Source organism: Shewanella sp. ECSMB14102 (genome assembly GCF_000813075.1).
Lineage (GTDB): Bacteria > Pseudomonadota > Gammaproteobacteria > Enterobacterales > Shewanellaceae > Shewanella > Shewanella indica.
This window is the reverse complement of the sequence record NZ_JWGX01000058.1, coordinates 25,480-41,785: the sequence shown is the minus strand read 5'-3', so window position 1 is coordinate 41,785 and position 16,306 is coordinate 25,480. Positions and strand designations below refer to the sequence as shown.

Here is a 16,306-nt window from a genome sequence, read left to right as displayed (position 1 = left end):
CTTTCAGTGAGATCGTCAAGCGATCTGTCTTAACTGATCGGCATTACCCGCGGTGCGGGGATTTTTCATTTACGAGTGTTAACGACTGTTACTTGTAGGTCGCTTCACGCTTCTTGGCTTCAGCATCCCACTTGGGCAGAACATTTTTCTTGAAGTCTTCCTTGTCGGAAACCATCTTCTTCATGTCCATACCCAGAGCGGCCTGAGCCTTGGCCTTGGTGGAGATATCAGGCAGAGCGACAGGATCAACGATACCTTTCTTGGCCAGCAACTGCGCCAGTTTCACCCGGGCGTTGGCAGCCTTGTCAACCGCAGTACCCAGTACCCGCAGCGCTTCATCAGGAGCGTGAGCCGCGACACCGTGAGAGGCGATAGCATAATCCCAGCGCCATTGAGCATGACGGATATCAGTCAGGATTGGCTTCATTTCGACTTCAGTCGCACCGGCTTTCCAGGCGGCAGCAGCTTCGAAGTGCGCCTTGACGATTTGATCTTCAGCCTTCAACTTCAGCTCATTAACCTTGGCTTTACGCTCGGCAGTCAGATTCTCCATAAACTCTTTGCTCTGAGTGTGACACTGAGCACAGGTTTCTTCGAAGCGGTCGAAAGGATTACCCACTTTGTGATCGGTGAACTTACGCCCCTTGTCGTTGGTTACTTTCGGCATGTGACAGTCAACACAAGTCACGTTGTTCTTACCGTGTACCCCCAACTGCCAAGTTTCATAGCCTGGGTGCTGTGCCTTCAACATAGGTGTCTTGGACAAGGCGTGAGTCCAGTCGGCAAACTCAATGGCATCGTAGTAGGCTTCCATGGATTCCACTGTAGTACCTTGATCCCATGGGAACTTAACAAAGCCCTTACGGCCTTCCACTTTCTCAAAGTAGTATTCTACGTGACACTGACCACAAACCATGGATTGCTTGTCTTTACGGGAGGCCTTATCAAATGGTGTACCCAGGGTATCCATGGCGCGCTCGGCAAAAGGACGGCCCAAGCGCAGCTTAGGCGAGCCTTTCTCGTGACAGTCACCACAACCTATGGCGTTAACCACTTCAGGGCCACCTTTGGCCCACTTGCCGGTGAAGTAACCATCTTCACCCTGCTCTTCAATCAGGCGAGGTACATCCGGGCTCTTACAGCTCCAGCAAGCCATTGGCATTGGGCCATCTTCGGCACTCTTTGGCGCACCGGTACGCAGGGTATTGCGCACATCTGTCACGGCATAAATGTGGCCACGAGGGGCATTGTAGTCCTTGGCGAAACCATAACCGGCCCACATGATGACCAGGTTGGGATCTTCTGCCAATACATCAACAATTTCAGAACTCTTTGCAGTGTCATGCCAACTGGCATATTGATTTTTGTACTTGTCTTTGTAGACTTCGTTGCGAGGCTCGGTCTTGTCACTCGCAAACGCACCGGCAGCCATTAGGCTTGCGGCGACCAATGCACTGAGTGCAAAGGATTTTTGGTTTAATTTTTTCACCATCTCATCTCCGTGTTACTTTATCGTTATTTGCAATAACCACGACATCTCCAAGGTCAAAAGTAGCCGCTTGAATACACCAAAAATATACCTCTTAGGGGGTATCCGGGGCGAAGTTTGCGCCAGATCAAAATGTGAAGGCGATGTTGTTCACATTTTTGTACTCTTGTTAATGTATTCAAGTGCTGGCTAATGTAGAACTCTGAGACCCAAGTCCTTTTTTATTCTCGACAATCTTATCGGCGCGTTTCCTTTCCGGTCATCGAGAGCAACACTGCAGGGACTGAGGAAACCTTAGCAAAAGTGAGTGAATATTTCATGAAACGAGGCAGTTTGACCTCTACCATTTTAGGCTTAATGCTGACCCTTATCCTGCTTTCAAGCGGTTTGGCCACTTTTGCCATTATCAATCTGTCTTACAGCCTGGGGGATGCCAGGGCGATCAACGCTTCCGGTTCATTGCGGATGCAGAGCTACCGGCTGATGTTTTATGCCAACTCCGGCAGTGAAGAAGCGCTGCAAAAAATTCGCGAATTTGAAAATACCCTCTACTCAGATGCCTTGGTGCGCTCGATGGACTGGTCATCACCTGCCAGGCTCGGGCAGCAGTACCAACTGGTGATCAGCAAGTGGAAGGTCATGAAGTACTACATAGAGCAGGAAGACTCACGCAACTATGCCTCCTCGCTGAAAGACTTTGTCGATACCATAGATTTGCTGGTATTGGAGATGGAGCACCATGCCGCCTTCAAACTAAGATTGCTGGCCATCAGCCAGATAGTAGGTCTGGGTTTGATGCTGCTGATTGCCTTTATCGCCGTGCGCTTTACCAAACGCAAGGTGGTGGTGCCGCTGCAACAGATGATGGAATCGGCCAACACTATATCCAAAGGTAACTTTGCCGTCGAAATGCCGAAGACGGAATATATTGAGCTCAGCGCTCTTTCCGATGCCCTCGACAGTACGGCTCAGGAGCTGGCAACTCTCTACGGCAACCTGGAAACTCAGGTAAAGGAGAAGACCCTGGCGTTGACCCGTGCCAACCGTGAGCTCAAGTTTCTTTATGACAATCTGGTGTTGCTGCACTCGGGCAAACTCAATTTCGAGGTGATGCGGCAGTCGCTGCTGCAACTCAAGGAGTATGAGCACCTGCAACATCTGCGGCTGATTATTCAGCAGGATGAAGATGCCATGGAGGTGATAGCTACCGACGAGGATATCTGGCCGCAATCCGGACAGACCATGCAGTTTCCGCTCAAATTTGAACAGCAGGAACTCGGCTTTCTGGAAGTGATAGGCAAGCACGATATCAATGTGCCCCTGTTTGAAAACTTCGCCATCATGCTGGCTCGCTCGATAGTGATTCACAACGCCTCCGAGCAGCGCCAACAGCTGGCTCTGCTGGAAGAGCGGGCAGTTATCGCCAGAGAGCTGCACGATTCTCTTGGGCAACTCTTGTCGTTCCTGAAAATCCAAATAAGCTTGTTGCGAAAAGGCCTCGACCAGAGCTGCAAAAGCCCGGCAGTGACCCAACAGCTCGAAGAACTCAATGAGGGGGTGACCACAGCCTACGCCCAACTCAGAGAACTGCTGTCGACCTTCCGCCTGACCGTTAAAGAACCCAATCTGCGCAACGCCCTCGAAGCCATGCTGGAGCAACTGCGCGGCCAAACAGATACAGAGCTGGAACTCAGCTATCGCCTGCCGCCACAGTTACTGGCGGCGCACCAACACATTCACATTCTGCAGCTCACCCGAGAAGCCACCCTCAATGCCATTAAACATGCAAATGCGAGTCGTATTTGTATCAGCTGCGAAAAGAACTCTGATAACATGGTGGTTATCAGTGTCGAAGACAACGGCATAGGCCTGGCGCATATCAAGGAAAGGGATCAACATTTCGGCATAGGGATAATGCACGAACGAGCCAGCCGTCTCTCGGGTATGGTTGAATTTTCCAGCAATGCGTCGGGAGGCACCAGTGTTGTCCTGACTTTCCCACCTCAGCAGGAGCCACATCATGGGTAAACCTTATTCAGTTCTGGTAGTCGATGACCATCCCTTACTGCGTCGCGGTATCTGTCAGTTACTGGCATCCGATCCTGACTTTAGTCTCTTCGGTGAAGCCGGTACCGGGCTCGACGCCCTGGCGGCTACCGCCGAAAACGAGCCGGACATTATCCTGCTGGATCTGAATATGAAAGGTATGACAGGCCTAGATACCCTGAACGCCCTGCGTCAGGAGGGAGTGACCTCCAGAATCGTTATCCTGACGGTTTCCGATGCCAAACAGGATGTTATCCGTTTACTGCGAGCCGGCGCCGATGGTTACCTGCTCAAGGATACTGAACCCGATCTGCTGCTCGGGCAACTAAAAGAAGCCATGTCCGGCCACCGAGTGATCAGCGCCGAAGTGGAAGACTATCTGTTTGAATTGAAAAATGCCGCCGACGAGGAAGCCTGGCTCGACAGCCTGACACCGAGAGAATTGCAGATACTGCAGCATCTGGCTGAAGGCCAGAGCAACAGGGTAATCTCCGAAGAACTACATATCAGCGAAGGCACGGTCAAGGTGCATGTCAAAAACCTGCTTCGCAAGGCCAATGCCAAGTCCCGCACCGAGATGGCTGTGCGTTACCTCAACCGTTAAGCCACAAAAAAGGGACGCTCCCGCGTCCCTTCTCATAGTTGCCAACGCCGCTTAATCAGCGACTCTGGTGCAGAAAGTCACACCAACTTTCAAGCACATCCTGAAAGTCTTCCAGGCCGCACCAGGCTTCTGACTCGGCATCATAGAGGGAGAGGGACTCATCCAACTCCTGACTCTCGCCGAATTCGAGCACATTGGCGTAAACACGCACCTGCTCCTGATCCAGTTGCAGCGTCAGATCCCGGCCAATCAACTGCCATTCGCGAATGCGTCCTGACTGTAAGTCTGCCAATGCCTGTTTGACCCGAGTGCAGATCTCGACGTCATCCGCCAACTCTTCAGAGAACCATTGCCCCAGTACATGATGCTCCATACTGAAGCGGGCCATTGCGGTTCCCGTCAGTGAATTGCGCCGAAATTCGTATTCCATGGTGCCACTTCTTTTGCTGTAACCAAACCTATACTAATTTTAACCCAGAGCCCCGGGGATTGCCCATAGTTATGCCCATGCTTTACTTTCTATAGCCGTATTCCTCAGTTAGCTCTGCTCTGAGCCATTTAAGCCATTGAAGATTGGCAATGGCATAGTGATGCTACAGCGAGACAAGTTGGTGTAATCATCGAATGGCTGACAAATTCCCAAAGCGCGAGTCGAAAAAGCGCGCATGCGGCGCAAGCCAATGTCGCTTTATCCCGATCCCCCCCATGACCTTACTTGCCTGCCGAGCTTTTCATTGCCACTGAATGAGTAAATTCCTATGCCCAATGGTATAACTAGGTTAGCTTGAACTAAAGCAAATCTATGAGAGTGAATCTATGGCCGAAAAACAGTTTTGTGCCTTGCTGCTCAGTGGAGAGATGGCAAGCAAGGAATTGACGCTGCAACAGGTCAGCGACTGGCAACCGGAGCAGGGCATACTCTGGCTACATCTGGACTATAAGAAGAAATCCAACCGTCAGTGGTTGCAACAACACAGCGGCCTGGAAGCGCTGGAAGTGGCTGCCCTGTTGGCACAGGACACTCGCCCCAGGGTGGTACAATCCGGCCACGGGCTACTGCTGGCACTCCGGGGGGTCAATCACAACCCCGGGGCTGACCCGGAAGACATGGTGTCGATACGCCTCTACCTGGACAATCACAGAATAATCAGCACCAGCAGTCGCGAGCTATTATCGGTCAATGACATCATCCAAAGCGTCGGCCAAGGCGCTGGCCCCGGCAACACAGGAGAATACTTGTTGACGTTGACGCAGCGGCTCACCCAGCGGAAGACGGAGTTTATCGACCGGCTGGAGGAAACCGTCGACGACCTGGAAGACAAGGTCATGGCCGGTAACGACAAGGATCTGCGCAGCGACATCGCCGAGCTCAGGCGCCAGATAGTGGTGGTCCGGCGCTACCTGGCGCCGCAGCGGGAAGCCTTTAGCCGCCTGCTGGCAGACTCGGCCAAGATATTTGATGAACAGCAGCGGCTTAAATTCAACGAAATCAACGATCAACTCATTCGCAGCATCGAAGATCTGGACGCAATAAGAGACAGAGCCAGCGTCACCCAGGAGGAGTTGCAAAACCGTCAGGCCGAGGCCGTCAATCGCCGCCTCTATTTCCTGTCGCTGATCAGCGCCGTCTTCCTGCCACTGGGGTTTCTCACAGGTCTGCTCGGGGTCAATATCGCCGGGATCCCGGGCGCCGATGTCGGCTGGGCCTTCGGAGCCTTTTGCCTATTTCTGCTGATATTGGTGGGAGGACAGTTGTGGCTGTTCTATCGCTATAAGTGGCTTTAGAATCAATGACGCAAGCAGTGGTCGTAAAGAAGAAAGGACGCCGGCGGCGTCCTTTTCAATATCGGGTATCCACTTTTCGTATAAAAGAAGGGATTACTTGGCAGAAGCCTCGGCTTCGGTCGGTTCTACAGGGGCATCGGCCTTCTTGACCTTGAGCAACTCGACTTCAAAGATGAGTGTTGAGTTGGCTGGAATAGTGCCCATGTCACGCTCGCCATAGGCCAGCTCTGATGGGATTACGAAACGATACTTGGCGCCGACCGGCATCAACTGTACACCTTCGGTCCAGCCCGGGATCACCCGGTTCAGGGCAAATTCTGCCGGTTCACCGCGGGAGTAGGAGCTGTCAAACTCAGTGCCGTCGATCAGAGTACCACGGTAGTGAACTGTCACTACGTCTTCGGCGGCCGGCTTCTCACCCTCGCCTGGAGTCAATACTTCATATTGCAGACCGGATTCAGTGGTGATCACACCTTCTTTGGCCTTGTTCTGTTCCAGATAGGCTTTGCTTTCCTGCATCGACTTGGCCGCCATTTCCTGAACCTTGGCCATACGTTTTTCATTCAGCTTTTGATCCAAACCTTCAAGCACTTTCTGCATCTCATCTTCTGTCAGTTGCAGCTCGTCTTTCAGACCCTGTTGAAAACCTGTCACAATCAAAGCACGATCGACTGAGAAACCCAGCTCTTCCTGTTCTTTGATATGACCGGCCATATAGCGGCCGATAGAGGCGCCCACGCTATAGGCTTCTTTCTGCTCGACAGAGCTCAGTTCCACCTTGTCGGCACTCGCTGTTTTTTGTTCTTGGTTACAAGCGGAAAGGCCGAATAGAGCCAGCGCGACCAGTGAAATTTTGTAAATCGGTTTCATTAAAGGCATCCTCAGGATCTTCAAATGGTTACAATTAACCCAAAATATGTAAGACGACTCACTTTATACCAGTTAACTTTGAGATACAAAGCAGATTATCCATACTGGTTAACAAGGGAAAGCGGTCAACAAGCCGAGCCCCTTGTATGGAAGTGACAGCGTTTTACCCTTACTCAAAATGACAAGTCGAGGCGGTATAAGTTCATGGCAATAAACAGATTGCTACTTATTTGCACGCTCAGTTTTACTCTGCTGGGCCTTGGTGCCTGCCATCCAGGCCCGGATAGCAGCCAATCCTTGGCGGCCGATCCCAGCTACAGCGCCAGCCTCTCTGCCGATGGCCGCTACGCTTTGATAAGCAGCAAAGAGGGGATCAGGCTTTGGGATCTCAAACAAGGCGCTGTCAAGTATCAGTGGGCTCAAGGCAGTGCAGCCAACGATGTGATCGCCACTGATATTTCGGTAAATGGAGAATATGCGGTGACGTTAAGCCGCGATTCAGTTGCACTGTGGAAAATCGCCGACGGCCGGGCGGCGGGTTGGTGGTCACTGCCGGCAGTAGCCCAGGCTGTGGCCGTGGCCGACAACGGCCAGTTGCTGGTGGGGTTGGCCGATGGCGCGGTAATGTCGCTGACCCCGACCACAGGTGTGCTGGTGAAATTTCTTGGCCACAGCGAAAAGGTTAACAGCGTTGCCCTCTCTGCCGATGGCCGCCTGGCATTGACCGGCGCCAACGATGCCACCGCCCTGCTATGGCGCACCCAGGATGCTCAGGTACTGAGGCGCTGGCAGATGGACTCCAGGGTACTGAAGGTTGCCCTCAGCCGCAGCGGTAACCTCAGCTTAGTGTCCGACAGTACCGGCAATGCCGACATTTGGCACAATGACTCAGGGAAACTGGTCAGCTCGCTGGCGATAGTACGGCGGCAAATGAACTTTTCGGCGGCGCGCTTTATCCAACAGGAGCAGGCCTTGTTAACCGGCACACCAGCCAGAGAATTGAGTCTGTGGCAGGTCGATTCGGGGAAAAGAGTCGCCGACTGGCAAGTTTCACTGCCAAAAAAGCCTTTGCCCCAAAGCGCCGTAGTATACTCAGTGTCTGAATCCGACAACGGCCAACTTCAAAGTATCAGTAGTGCCAGCTTGCTGGAACGCTGGTCGGCGCCAACACAGAGGTAAGTAATGCAAGCAATCCCGGACAGGATCGAAGAACTCGAAACCAAGCTGTCATTTCAGGAAGCCACACTGGAAGAATTGAGTCAGGAGATTTTCGAACTCAATAAAGTCGTAGCTGAACAGCAGTTTCAGATCCAGTTGTTAATCAGTAAACTCAAGGCGGTAGAGCCAAGCAATATAGCGTCTCAATCGGAAGAAACGCCGCCGCCTCACTACTGAGTCGAATAAAGGGGGATAAGGATGTTAGCCATAGCAACCCACGGAGAACGTATTCTGGGGCAGACTGCCCAGCCGGTTCAGCGATTCGATGAACCTTTGGCAGCCCTGACCGAGAAAATGCTCGAGACCATGAAACTGGCACAGGGCGTTGGCATAGCTGCGCCTCAGGTAGGCCAAGGTATCCGCTTGTTTATTATGGCACCCCATCCCAACGACAGATACCCGGATGCGCCTTTGATGGCGCCCCAGGTGGTGATCAACCCACAGATACTCAAACGCTCAAGCAAGATACTGGCCGGGGAAGAGGGTTGCCTGTCTCTGCCCGGCGAAAGAGTACAGATTCTGCGTCATGAAAGCATAGAGGTACGTTATCAGGATCTCAGTGGCGAGTGGCAGCAGGAATGGTTACAGGGCTTTATCGCGCGCATTTTTCAGCATGAATATGATCATCTGGAAGGGCTCACCTTGAGAGAACGACTGGAGATCCAAAACCAAGGAGCCGGCTCTTGAAGTCAGGCAAGTTACTGCTGCCACTGCTGTTGTCATTGAGCCTCACTGGCTGCGCCTTCAACAGTGTATTAGTCAACTATCCATCCCAGTTGGCAGGCGTTCGCGCCGAGCTCAACTCATCAAAGCCGGGCAATGCAGCCAAAGAACTGGCAAATGGCATAAACGGCCGCGATGGCCTGCTCTATGCCCAGGAAGCGGGGCGCGCCGCCCAGATAAGCGGCAATTTCGCCGCCAGCAAAGACTATTACCAAAGCGCCATAGCCGCCTACCAAGCCTTTGACGATAAGGCCAAGCTCAGTTTATCCGGACTGGGTTCCCAAGGCGGCAGCCTGCTGCTGAACGACAATATCATTCCCTATCGCGGTCCCGGGTATGAGCGCATCATGCTGCACCAGTATCAGGCTCTCAATTATCTGTTTGCCGGCGATGCCGAAGGCGCGTTGGTTGAGGTACGTCGCAGCAATGAACTGCAATCGCTGGAGCAGCAAAGGTATGAGAAATCCAGCAGTGCGGTGCAACAGATGGCCAACGGCACCATCAGCGCCGAAATGGATAAACTGGGCAAGGCCGCCGGCAATGTCACCAGCTCGTTTTTGAACGCCTACAGTTACTACACCACAGGGGTACTGCACGAAATCCTTGGTGAGCGCAACGATGCCTTTATCGACTATCGCAAGGCGGCGCAGATTATGCCGGACAACCCTTATCTGCAGCAGGATCTGGTGCGCTTGGCCAAAGAGCTTGCCATGCCTCAGTATGATGAGTTCAAACGCCGTTGGGGAGAAGCGCCCTCGCCTGCCAAGGGACAAGGCCAGGTCATCTTGCTGTTGGAGCGCGGCTTTGTGCCCGCCAAAGAGAGCCTAACGGTTCCCTTCACCATTCACGGCAATTGGCAAACTGTCTCTCTGCCCACCTATATGCCCTCCAGAGTACCGGTCAACAGTGCCAATATCCGTGGCTTGTCAAAACCTATGACTGCAGCCCCGATAGCCAATATAGATGCCTTAGCCATCACGGCGCTCAAGGAGGAACTGCCCTATCTGCTGGTGCGTCAGGCCGCCAGGGTCTATGCCAAGTCGGAAATGGCCCGCAAGGCAGAGCGCAAAGACGGCTCGGACCTTGGGGTGATCGCCATGCAGATATTCAACGTGGTTACAGAGCAGGCCGATCGCCGCAGTTGGCTCACGTTACCGCGCCAAGCACAGATAGCAAGGCAGTTTGTCGATGCCGGCAGCTATCAACTGACCCTGGATAATCAGGGCACGGAAATTCAGGTTCAGAGTGGCAAGACCACTCTGGTCTGGGCAATAGACACTGGCAATGTCACACGTTTTTATACAAAATTGATTTGATAACCTTGAAATGGAACTGACTATGAAACACTTGAAGCTGATACTGATACTGGCAATGGCTATGGGCATGGCAGCCTGTCAATCCAAAGTGGAATACGGTGATGCCACTGAGGTAGAGACAGTGAATGAAAACTTCGGTTCGACAGATCTGCAAGCCATTGCCGCCAAAATGGTCGACAGCATGCTGACTTTCCCGCCTGTGGTGGCCATGACAGCCAACGACAGACCTATCATCTTTGTCGACAAGATCAAGAACAAGACCTCTGAGCATATAGATACTGAGTCAGTGACCGACTCCATCAGCAACAAGCTGCTGCGCTCAGGCAAGTTCCGTTTTATCGATATGACCAAGGTGGATTCAGTGCGCAAGCAACTGGACTACCAGAACAACGCCGGCATGGTTGACCCATCCACCGCCATCAAGTTCGGTCGTCAGATAGGCGCTCAATACATGCTCTACGGCAACCTTTCCAGCATAGTTAAACAAAATGGCAGCACCCGTGATGTCTACTACAAGATGACTATGCGCCTGATGGATCTGGAAACCGGCTTAATCGAATGGTCCGATGAAAAAGAGATCCGCAAAGTGAAGTCCAAGTCCTTCCTCGGGCTCTAACCAAGTCTAACGCTCCTTCCCAAAAGCCGCTGTCACAGCGGCTTTTTTGTAACATTTCTCCTTTGTTCTTTGGCGGCAAATAGCGTAATTTATGCCGCGGGCACCAAGCCTGAGAGGGTATTAATCCTAAGTGTATTCCTCCCCTTTCATTCCTGTTGTGAGGGAAAACACCGACACCCAATGGTAAAACAATAAAAAGCAAGGAATCTGTTTGTGAAATCTCTTCCCCGGTTGTTTGGTCTCAGCCTGTTGGCTGCCGGACTACTGACACTCAGCGGCTGCAGCAGCACTCAATCCTCTGCCGGTGTGCGTGATGGCAGCAGTTATATCAGCGAGCAACAGGCGATGGCCCGCTCTGCCAGAGTCAGCAATGTCAGCTATGAACTGGACTTTACCTTGGATGGTAGCGAGCGATTTGCCAACCGCACCCTGGTACGTTTCAGTCTCAGCGATACCCAACAGCCCTTGACACTGGACTTGAGCAAGGCGCAGATCACCAGCCTTAAGATCAACGGCCACAGGCTCTATCCCAAATACAATGGCGCCTACCTGGAGATCAGTGCCAAGTTGCTGCTCAAAGGCGACAATGAGATAGAAGTCAGCTTCACACGCCAGCACTCCACCAATGGTGAAGGACTGCATCGCTTTGTGGATCCCGTCGATGGCAAGGTCTATCTCTACTCTCACTTTGAGCCCGCCGCCGCGCAGCAGATGTTTGCCGTATTCGATCAACCGGATCTCAAGGCCAGCTACAAGTTAACCGTCAGAGCCCCCAAAGACTGGCAGGTGATCAGCGCCACCCAAGAATTGAGTGTGACCCCGGAGGGTAACAGCCAGCTGTGGCAGTTTCCGGCAACGCCCAAGTTGAGCCCCTACAACTTTTCCATGCATGCCGGCCCTTACCACGTCTGGCAAGACAACAGCGGCAAATACCCCATGCGCCTGTTTGCCCGCCAATCTGTGGCGGCCCAGGTCAATGCCGCCGACTGGTTCAGATACACAGGCGCCGGGCTTAAGTTTTTTGACGACTATTTCGGTATCGACTACCCCTTTAAAAAATACGATCAGCTGCTGGTGCCTGACTTCCTCTATGGTGCCATGGAAAATGCTGCTGCCGTCACCTTTGCCGAAGGGCGTTTTCTTGGCAGTGGTGAGATGACAGCCAATCAGCGCCAGCGCTTGGCGTCTGTGATCATGCATGAAATGGCGCACCAGTGGTTTGGCGATCTGGTGACCATGAAATGGTGGAACGGTCTGTGGCTCAATGAAAGCTTCGCCTCCTTTATGGGCATGCTGGCGAGCGCCGAGGCCACTGAGTTTGACAATACCTGGCGCAGTTTTTACGCCAGGGGCAAACAGAGTGCCTATCAACAGGACTCAGGCGTTACCACCCACCCCATAGAAGTGCCAGTGGCCAGTAGTGCCAACGCCTTCGATAATATCGATGCCATCACTTATCAGAAAGGGGCCGCGGTTCTGATTCAACTGCGTCACCTGCTTGGGGAGCAAACCTTCCGCCGTGGCGTCAGTGAATACCTTAAACGCTACTCCTGGCAAAACGCCACACTGGAAGACTTCATTAGCAGTCTCGGCCAGGCCGCCAAGCGGGATCTGAGCCAGTGGACCCGGGATTGGCTCTACAGCGCCGGTGTCAACAGCCTCAAGGCCGAGTTCCAGTGCCAAGATGGCCGCATCAGTGAATTTGCCCTGTTGCAGTCAACAAGCGATCCCGCCTACCCGACTCTCAGAGAGCAAAAAGTTCAGCTAGCCTTACTGAGCAATGGCCGCCATGAGATGCACCTGCTGCAAACTCTGGCCGTTAGCTACCAAGGTGAAAAAACCTTGGTGCCGCAACTTACAGGAGCATCCTGTCCTGATTTGGTTTATCCCAACTATCAGGACTGGGGCTATGTCAAAGTCGAGCTCGACCCTCGCTCGTTCGATACCGCCTTCAATCACCTGGCCAGGGTAGAAGATCCCCTGCTGCGCGCCATGCTCTGGCAAAGCCTGTGGGACAGTGTCCAGAGCGGTAAGTTGCCTTTGAACAAGTATCTGGAAACCGTGCTTATCAATGCTCCCAAAGAGAGCGATTACACCCTGCTGGGGCAAATTCTCGGCAATATGCGCTACAGCAAGGCCTTGCTCGAGTCGATGGCTCCGATTCACTCGGCCTATGCCGAGCGCGCCATCAGAGCGCTGGCGCAGATGAGCCTGCGTCTGACCATGCAAAACGCGGATAATAAAGATCTGCAGCGGCGCTGGTTCGATGCCTATGTGGACTTTGCCCGCGACGGGGACTCGCTGGATCACCTGCTGTCACTGCTGCAGGGCTACAGTAAGATAAAGGGAATAGAGCTGGATCAAGATACCCGCTGGCAGCTTATCTATCAGTTGAACCGTTACGATTACCCCACCAGCAAACTTCTGCTGCAGCAAGAAGCCAAACTTGATATCAGCGATTCAGGGCAAAAGGCGGCCATCGCCGCCGAAGTAGTGCGTCCGGACACCGCCGGTAAACGCCGCTGGCTGGAAAAAATCAACCATTCGGCGCTGCCGTTTGCCAAGCTGAGGGTGGCGATGGAAAACCTCTATCCCAGCAGCCAAGGGCAACTGCAGGCCAGCACCGCAGAGCAGCGCTTGAATCAGTTAGCCACTCTGGACGCCGAAAAAGACCCGGTATTTATGCGCAGTTACGCGCCGGCATTATTACCGCGTCAATGCAGTCACGCCTCAGTGCTGCGGCTCGAAAAAGCCTTGCAGGCCAACCCAGAGCTATCGGCCCAGACCCAGCGCAATCTCAAGCAAGCAATAGAAAGGGAGCGGCACTGCGTGTTGATAAAAGAAACCCTTAAGCCTTAATTGGCAAAGTAAGTTCAAGGGCCTCAATGAGGCCCTTGGCGTATTATTGGTCCAACCGAGCCACACAATAGTGCCGTAATGTGCGAGAATAATGTGCCAAAATATTCAATATGCTTAACACCCAAGGAGTCATTATGGGATTAATGAGTCTGGTAGCCGTCATAGCCATAGGCTTTTTTGCCATGGTACTCATCAAGGATTACAACAGTAAGCAGCAAGACGGTCAAAGCCGTGAGATAGAAAAACTGCAACGGGAAGTGGACGAACTGAAGCAGCGGATTGCCAACCTGGAAACCATAGTTACAGACAAGAGCTACGATCTGAAGGACAAGATCAATCGACTCTAAGACTAACGCAATGGTTCCTCTTCAGTATATCCGGAACAAGATACTGTATTAATTAAGTTAGTTGTCATAATTTTACTATCCGGCTGTCATTTAGCATCCTTAGCTTAAGAAATACCATGCTCGTCAGGCGAGTAAACTCCTGTGCGAAATAGCAAAAGGATCTGCTTAATGAAGGTTTTTCACTCCCAAACAACGTCGGCATTACTTGGCTCTGTACTGCTTGGTCTGTTGCTCGGTGGCTGCAACAGCAATGACAACAACGCCAATACTTCAACTCCGGCTCAGGATCAGCAGGAGAAAGTTGGCGCCAACCTGGGCCCCCGTCCCCTGTTTCTGGTAAATGACATGGATGAAGGGCCGCTCAAAGATAAACTGGCACAATGCAGCAAGGGGCCCTTTTATCGCACCGACTTCAGCATAGGCCACCGCGGCGCCTCCATGCAGTTTCCAGAGCACACCAAAGAAGCCTATTTGGCGGCTATAGATGCCGGCGCCGGGATAGTGGAATGTGATGTCACCTTCACCGCCGATAAACAGCTGGTTTGTCGGCACTCCCAATGCGATCTGGCCACAACCACCAATATCCTCGGCATCCCTGAGTTGGCAGCCAAATGCCGTCAGCCTTTCTCTCCCGCCGATGCTGCCAATGGTATTAACGCCAGCGCCGAGTGCTGTACCAGCGATATCACCCTGGATGAATTCAAACAGCTTTGCGGCAAGATGGATGGTTTTAATCCCAAGGCCACCACGGCGCAAGCATTTATGGAGGGCACTCCTGCCTGGCGCACGGATCTTTACGCCAGTTGCGGCACATTGATGACCCATGCCGAGAGCATAGCTCTGTTTAAAGAAGCCAAGGTCAAGATGACGCCTGAACTTAAGGCTGCCAGCGTGCCCATGCCCTTCGATGGCTTCAGCCAACAGGACTATGCTCAGAAGATGATCGACGAATATCAGGCCGCCGGGGTGCCGGCAAAAGACGTCTATCCCCAGTCATTTAATCTGGAAGATGTGCAGTACTGGTTGGCCAATAATACCGATTTTGCCAGGCAGGCCGTCTATCTGGATGGCAGGTATGACTCGGACAGCAGCTTTAACCCCAATGATATGGGCCATTGGCAGGCCGATATGCAAAGGCTCAAGGCGCTGGGAGTCGAAATCATTGCGCCGCCCTTGTGGGTATTAGTCGTTCTGGATGACAGCGGCAAAATAGTTCCCTCGGCCTATGCTCTGGCGGCCAAGGAAGCCGGGCTTAAAATAATCACTTGGTCACTGGAGCGATCCGGCCCCCTGGCACAAGGCGGTGGTTGGTACTACCAAAGCATCAGCGGCAACATTAATAACGATGGCGATGTTTATCAACTACTGGATGTACTGGCCAAAGAAATAGGAGTACTGGGGGTCTTCTCCGATTGGCCGGCGACCGTAACTTACTATGCCAACTGCATGGATATCTAGCCATTGCTGACAACAAAGAGGGCGCCCATCGGCACCCTCTTTGTATTGGATTTTTTATCAGAGAAACAGCTCTTTGATATTTTTGAGATCGCCCTTACCTTCGGCCAGCTCTTGTGCACTCAGGCCAGAAACTTCATGGGGGAATACCAGCCATTCATCCGAGGCGTGGATATAGTAGTCGGGCTTCAGTGGCACCGCAGTATTCTGTGGCTTGTAGTAAGGACAAGCGATACGGATATCCTTGGGCATATTCAGACGCATGGATTGACTGAGCTTTTCCTTGAGAGCAAAAACGCTGCGCCCGGAATCGAAGACATCATCAACAATCAACAAACCATCATCGGCATTGGCATTTTCAACAATGTAATGCAGACCATGAACCTTGATCTCCTTGCTCTGCTTGTCTGTACCTATGCCGTAATAGGATGAAGTGCGCACCGCTATATGGTCGGTTTCCACCTTTTTGAAGTCGAAAAACTCCTGTACCGCGATCCCTATTGGAGCGCCGCCACGCCAGATCCCAACAATAAACTGCGGCCGAAAACCACTGTCATAGACCTGTGCAGCCAGACGAAATGAATCCTCCAGCAATTCCTGAGCGGTAATAAAGCGTTTTTCTATCATAGGTATACGACCCCATCTTGTTCTATTTTGTGTGCTTCGCTGTCTGCTTTGGCAGGTACTGAATTGGAGGCCTGTTCCAAAATCCGGAGTGGGCTTCCACCATTGTAGGCAGGCAGAGGATTTTGGGCGCGCATTTTATAACAAATTTTTCCTCGGTGCTGTGCCAAATGCACATTCTTGTGTCTCAGGCGACAAAAAATCTTCTCTAGTTGCTCAGCCCTAATTGAGCAATCTCTACTTTATTCATTCAAGCATGTTCAATTAATAAATAACAAACTAATTAACAATGTTTTTTTAACACCAAACGAATCACAAATGAATACTTAAGCATTTTTTATGATTAGTTATTGA

General features: G+C 52.2%; 15 protein-coding genes. 11 read left to right on the top strand and 4 right to left on the bottom strand.

The window, feature by feature from the left end; all coding sequences use genetic code 11:
* Positions 1–88 precede the first annotated feature (88 nt).
* The gene (nrfA, locus tag RC73_RS17255; protein WP_039035816.1) at positions 89–1,492 is read right to left on the bottom strand and encodes an ammonia-forming nitrite reductase cytochrome c552 subunit; all 1,404 of its coding nucleotides are present in this window, start codon (positions 1,490–1,492) and stop codon (positions 89–91) included.
* Between the two features lie 315 nt (positions 1,493–1,807).
* Here nrfA and narQ point away from each other — a divergent pair, with 315 nt between their 5' ends.
* On the top strand, positions 1,808–3,517 hold the full coding sequence (gene narQ, locus RC73_RS17250) for a nitrate/nitrite two-component system sensor histidine kinase NarQ (protein ID WP_039035815.1): 1,710 nt from the start codon (positions 1,808–1,810) through the stop codon (positions 3,515–3,517).
* A complete protein-coding gene (locus tag RC73_RS17245) occupies positions 3,510–4,139 on the top strand; it encodes a response regulator (protein WP_025011524.1) in 630 nt (209 codons plus the stop codon). The genes narQ and RC73_RS17245 overlap by 8 nt, the downstream gene beginning before the upstream one ends.
* 55 nt (positions 4,140–4,194) lie before the next feature.
* Here the strand turns inward: RC73_RS17245 and RC73_RS17240 are convergent, their stop codons facing one another.
* Positions 4,195–4,569, bottom strand: coding sequence for a YacL family protein (locus tag RC73_RS17240; protein WP_039035814.1), 375 nt, complete (start codon positions 4,567–4,569; stop codon positions 4,195–4,197).
* A 386-nt stretch (positions 4,570–4,955) separates the two neighbouring features.
* Here RC73_RS17240 and zntB point away from each other — a divergent pair, with 386 nt between their 5' ends.
* Positions 4,956–5,924, top strand: coding sequence for a zinc transporter ZntB (gene zntB / locus RC73_RS17235; RefSeq protein WP_039035813.1), 969 nt, complete (start codon positions 4,956–4,958; stop codon positions 5,922–5,924).
* Positions 5,925–6,017: 93 nt separating this feature from the next.
* Here zntB and fkpA read toward each other — a convergent pair whose 3' ends face one another.
* The gene (gene fkpA, locus RC73_RS17230; protein ID WP_039035812.1) at positions 6,018–6,794 is read right to left on the bottom strand and encodes an FKBP-type peptidyl-prolyl cis-trans isomerase; all 777 of its coding nucleotides are present in this window, start codon (positions 6,792–6,794) and stop codon (positions 6,018–6,020) included.
* Positions 6,795–6,998: 204 nt separating this feature from the next.
* Between fkpA and RC73_RS17225 the strand changes: the two genes are divergently transcribed.
* The 8 genes from RC73_RS17225 (at position 6,999) to RC73_RS17190 (ending at position 15,331) form a co-directional block, all read left to right on the top strand.
* Positions 6,999–7,973 (top strand): WD40 repeat domain-containing protein, encoded by a 975-nt coding sequence (locus RC73_RS17225; RefSeq protein ID WP_039035811.1) that lies wholly within the window; start codon positions 6,999–7,001, stop codon positions 7,971–7,973.
* Positions 7,974–7,976: 3 nt separating this feature from the next.
* A complete protein-coding gene (locus RC73_RS17220; protein ID WP_025011529.1) occupies positions 7,977–8,189 on the top strand; it encodes a SlyX family protein in 213 nt (70 codons plus the stop codon).
* Between the two features lie 21 nt (positions 8,190–8,210).
* Entirely contained in the window at positions 8,211–8,699 is a 489-nt protein-coding gene (def, locus tag RC73_RS17215) for a peptide deformylase (RefSeq protein ID WP_052248265.1), read from the top strand.
* Positions 8,696–10,051: a COG3014 family protein gene (locus tag RC73_RS17210; RefSeq protein ID WP_039035809.1), complete on the top strand. Its 1,356-nt coding sequence runs from the start codon at positions 8,696–8,698 to the stop codon at positions 10,049–10,051. Before def ends, RC73_RS17210 begins: the two co-directional genes overlap by 4 nt.
* Positions 10,052–10,073: 22 nt before the next feature.
* A complete protein-coding gene (gene lpoB / locus RC73_RS17205; RefSeq protein WP_177192617.1) occupies positions 10,074–10,667 on the top strand; it encodes a penicillin-binding protein activator LpoB in 594 nt (197 codons plus the stop codon).
* A gap of 213 nt (positions 10,668–10,880) precedes the next feature.
* Complete coding sequence (gene pepN / locus RC73_RS17200; protein ID WP_152608461.1) at positions 10,881–13,526, top strand: aminopeptidase N; 2,646 nt, start codon at positions 10,881–10,883, stop codon at positions 13,524–13,526.
* A 134-nt stretch (positions 13,527–13,660) separates the two neighbouring features.
* Positions 13,661–13,873, top strand: a complete 213-nt coding sequence (locus RC73_RS17195) for a hypothetical protein (protein WP_039035807.1) — start codon at positions 13,661–13,663, stop codon at positions 13,871–13,873.
* 168 nt (positions 13,874–14,041) lie between these two features.
* Positions 14,042–15,331, top strand: a complete 1,290-nt coding sequence (locus tag RC73_RS17190) for a glycerophosphodiester phosphodiesterase family protein (RefSeq protein WP_039035806.1) — start codon at positions 14,042–14,044, stop codon at positions 15,329–15,331.
* 57 nt (positions 15,332–15,388) lie between these two features.
* Here the strand turns inward: RC73_RS17190 and RC73_RS17185 are convergent, their stop codons facing one another.
* Complete coding sequence (locus tag RC73_RS17185) at positions 15,389–15,955, bottom strand: phosphoribosyltransferase (RefSeq protein ID WP_039035805.1); 567 nt, start codon at positions 15,953–15,955, stop codon at positions 15,389–15,391.
* Positions 15,956–16,306: the final 351 nt, after the last annotated feature.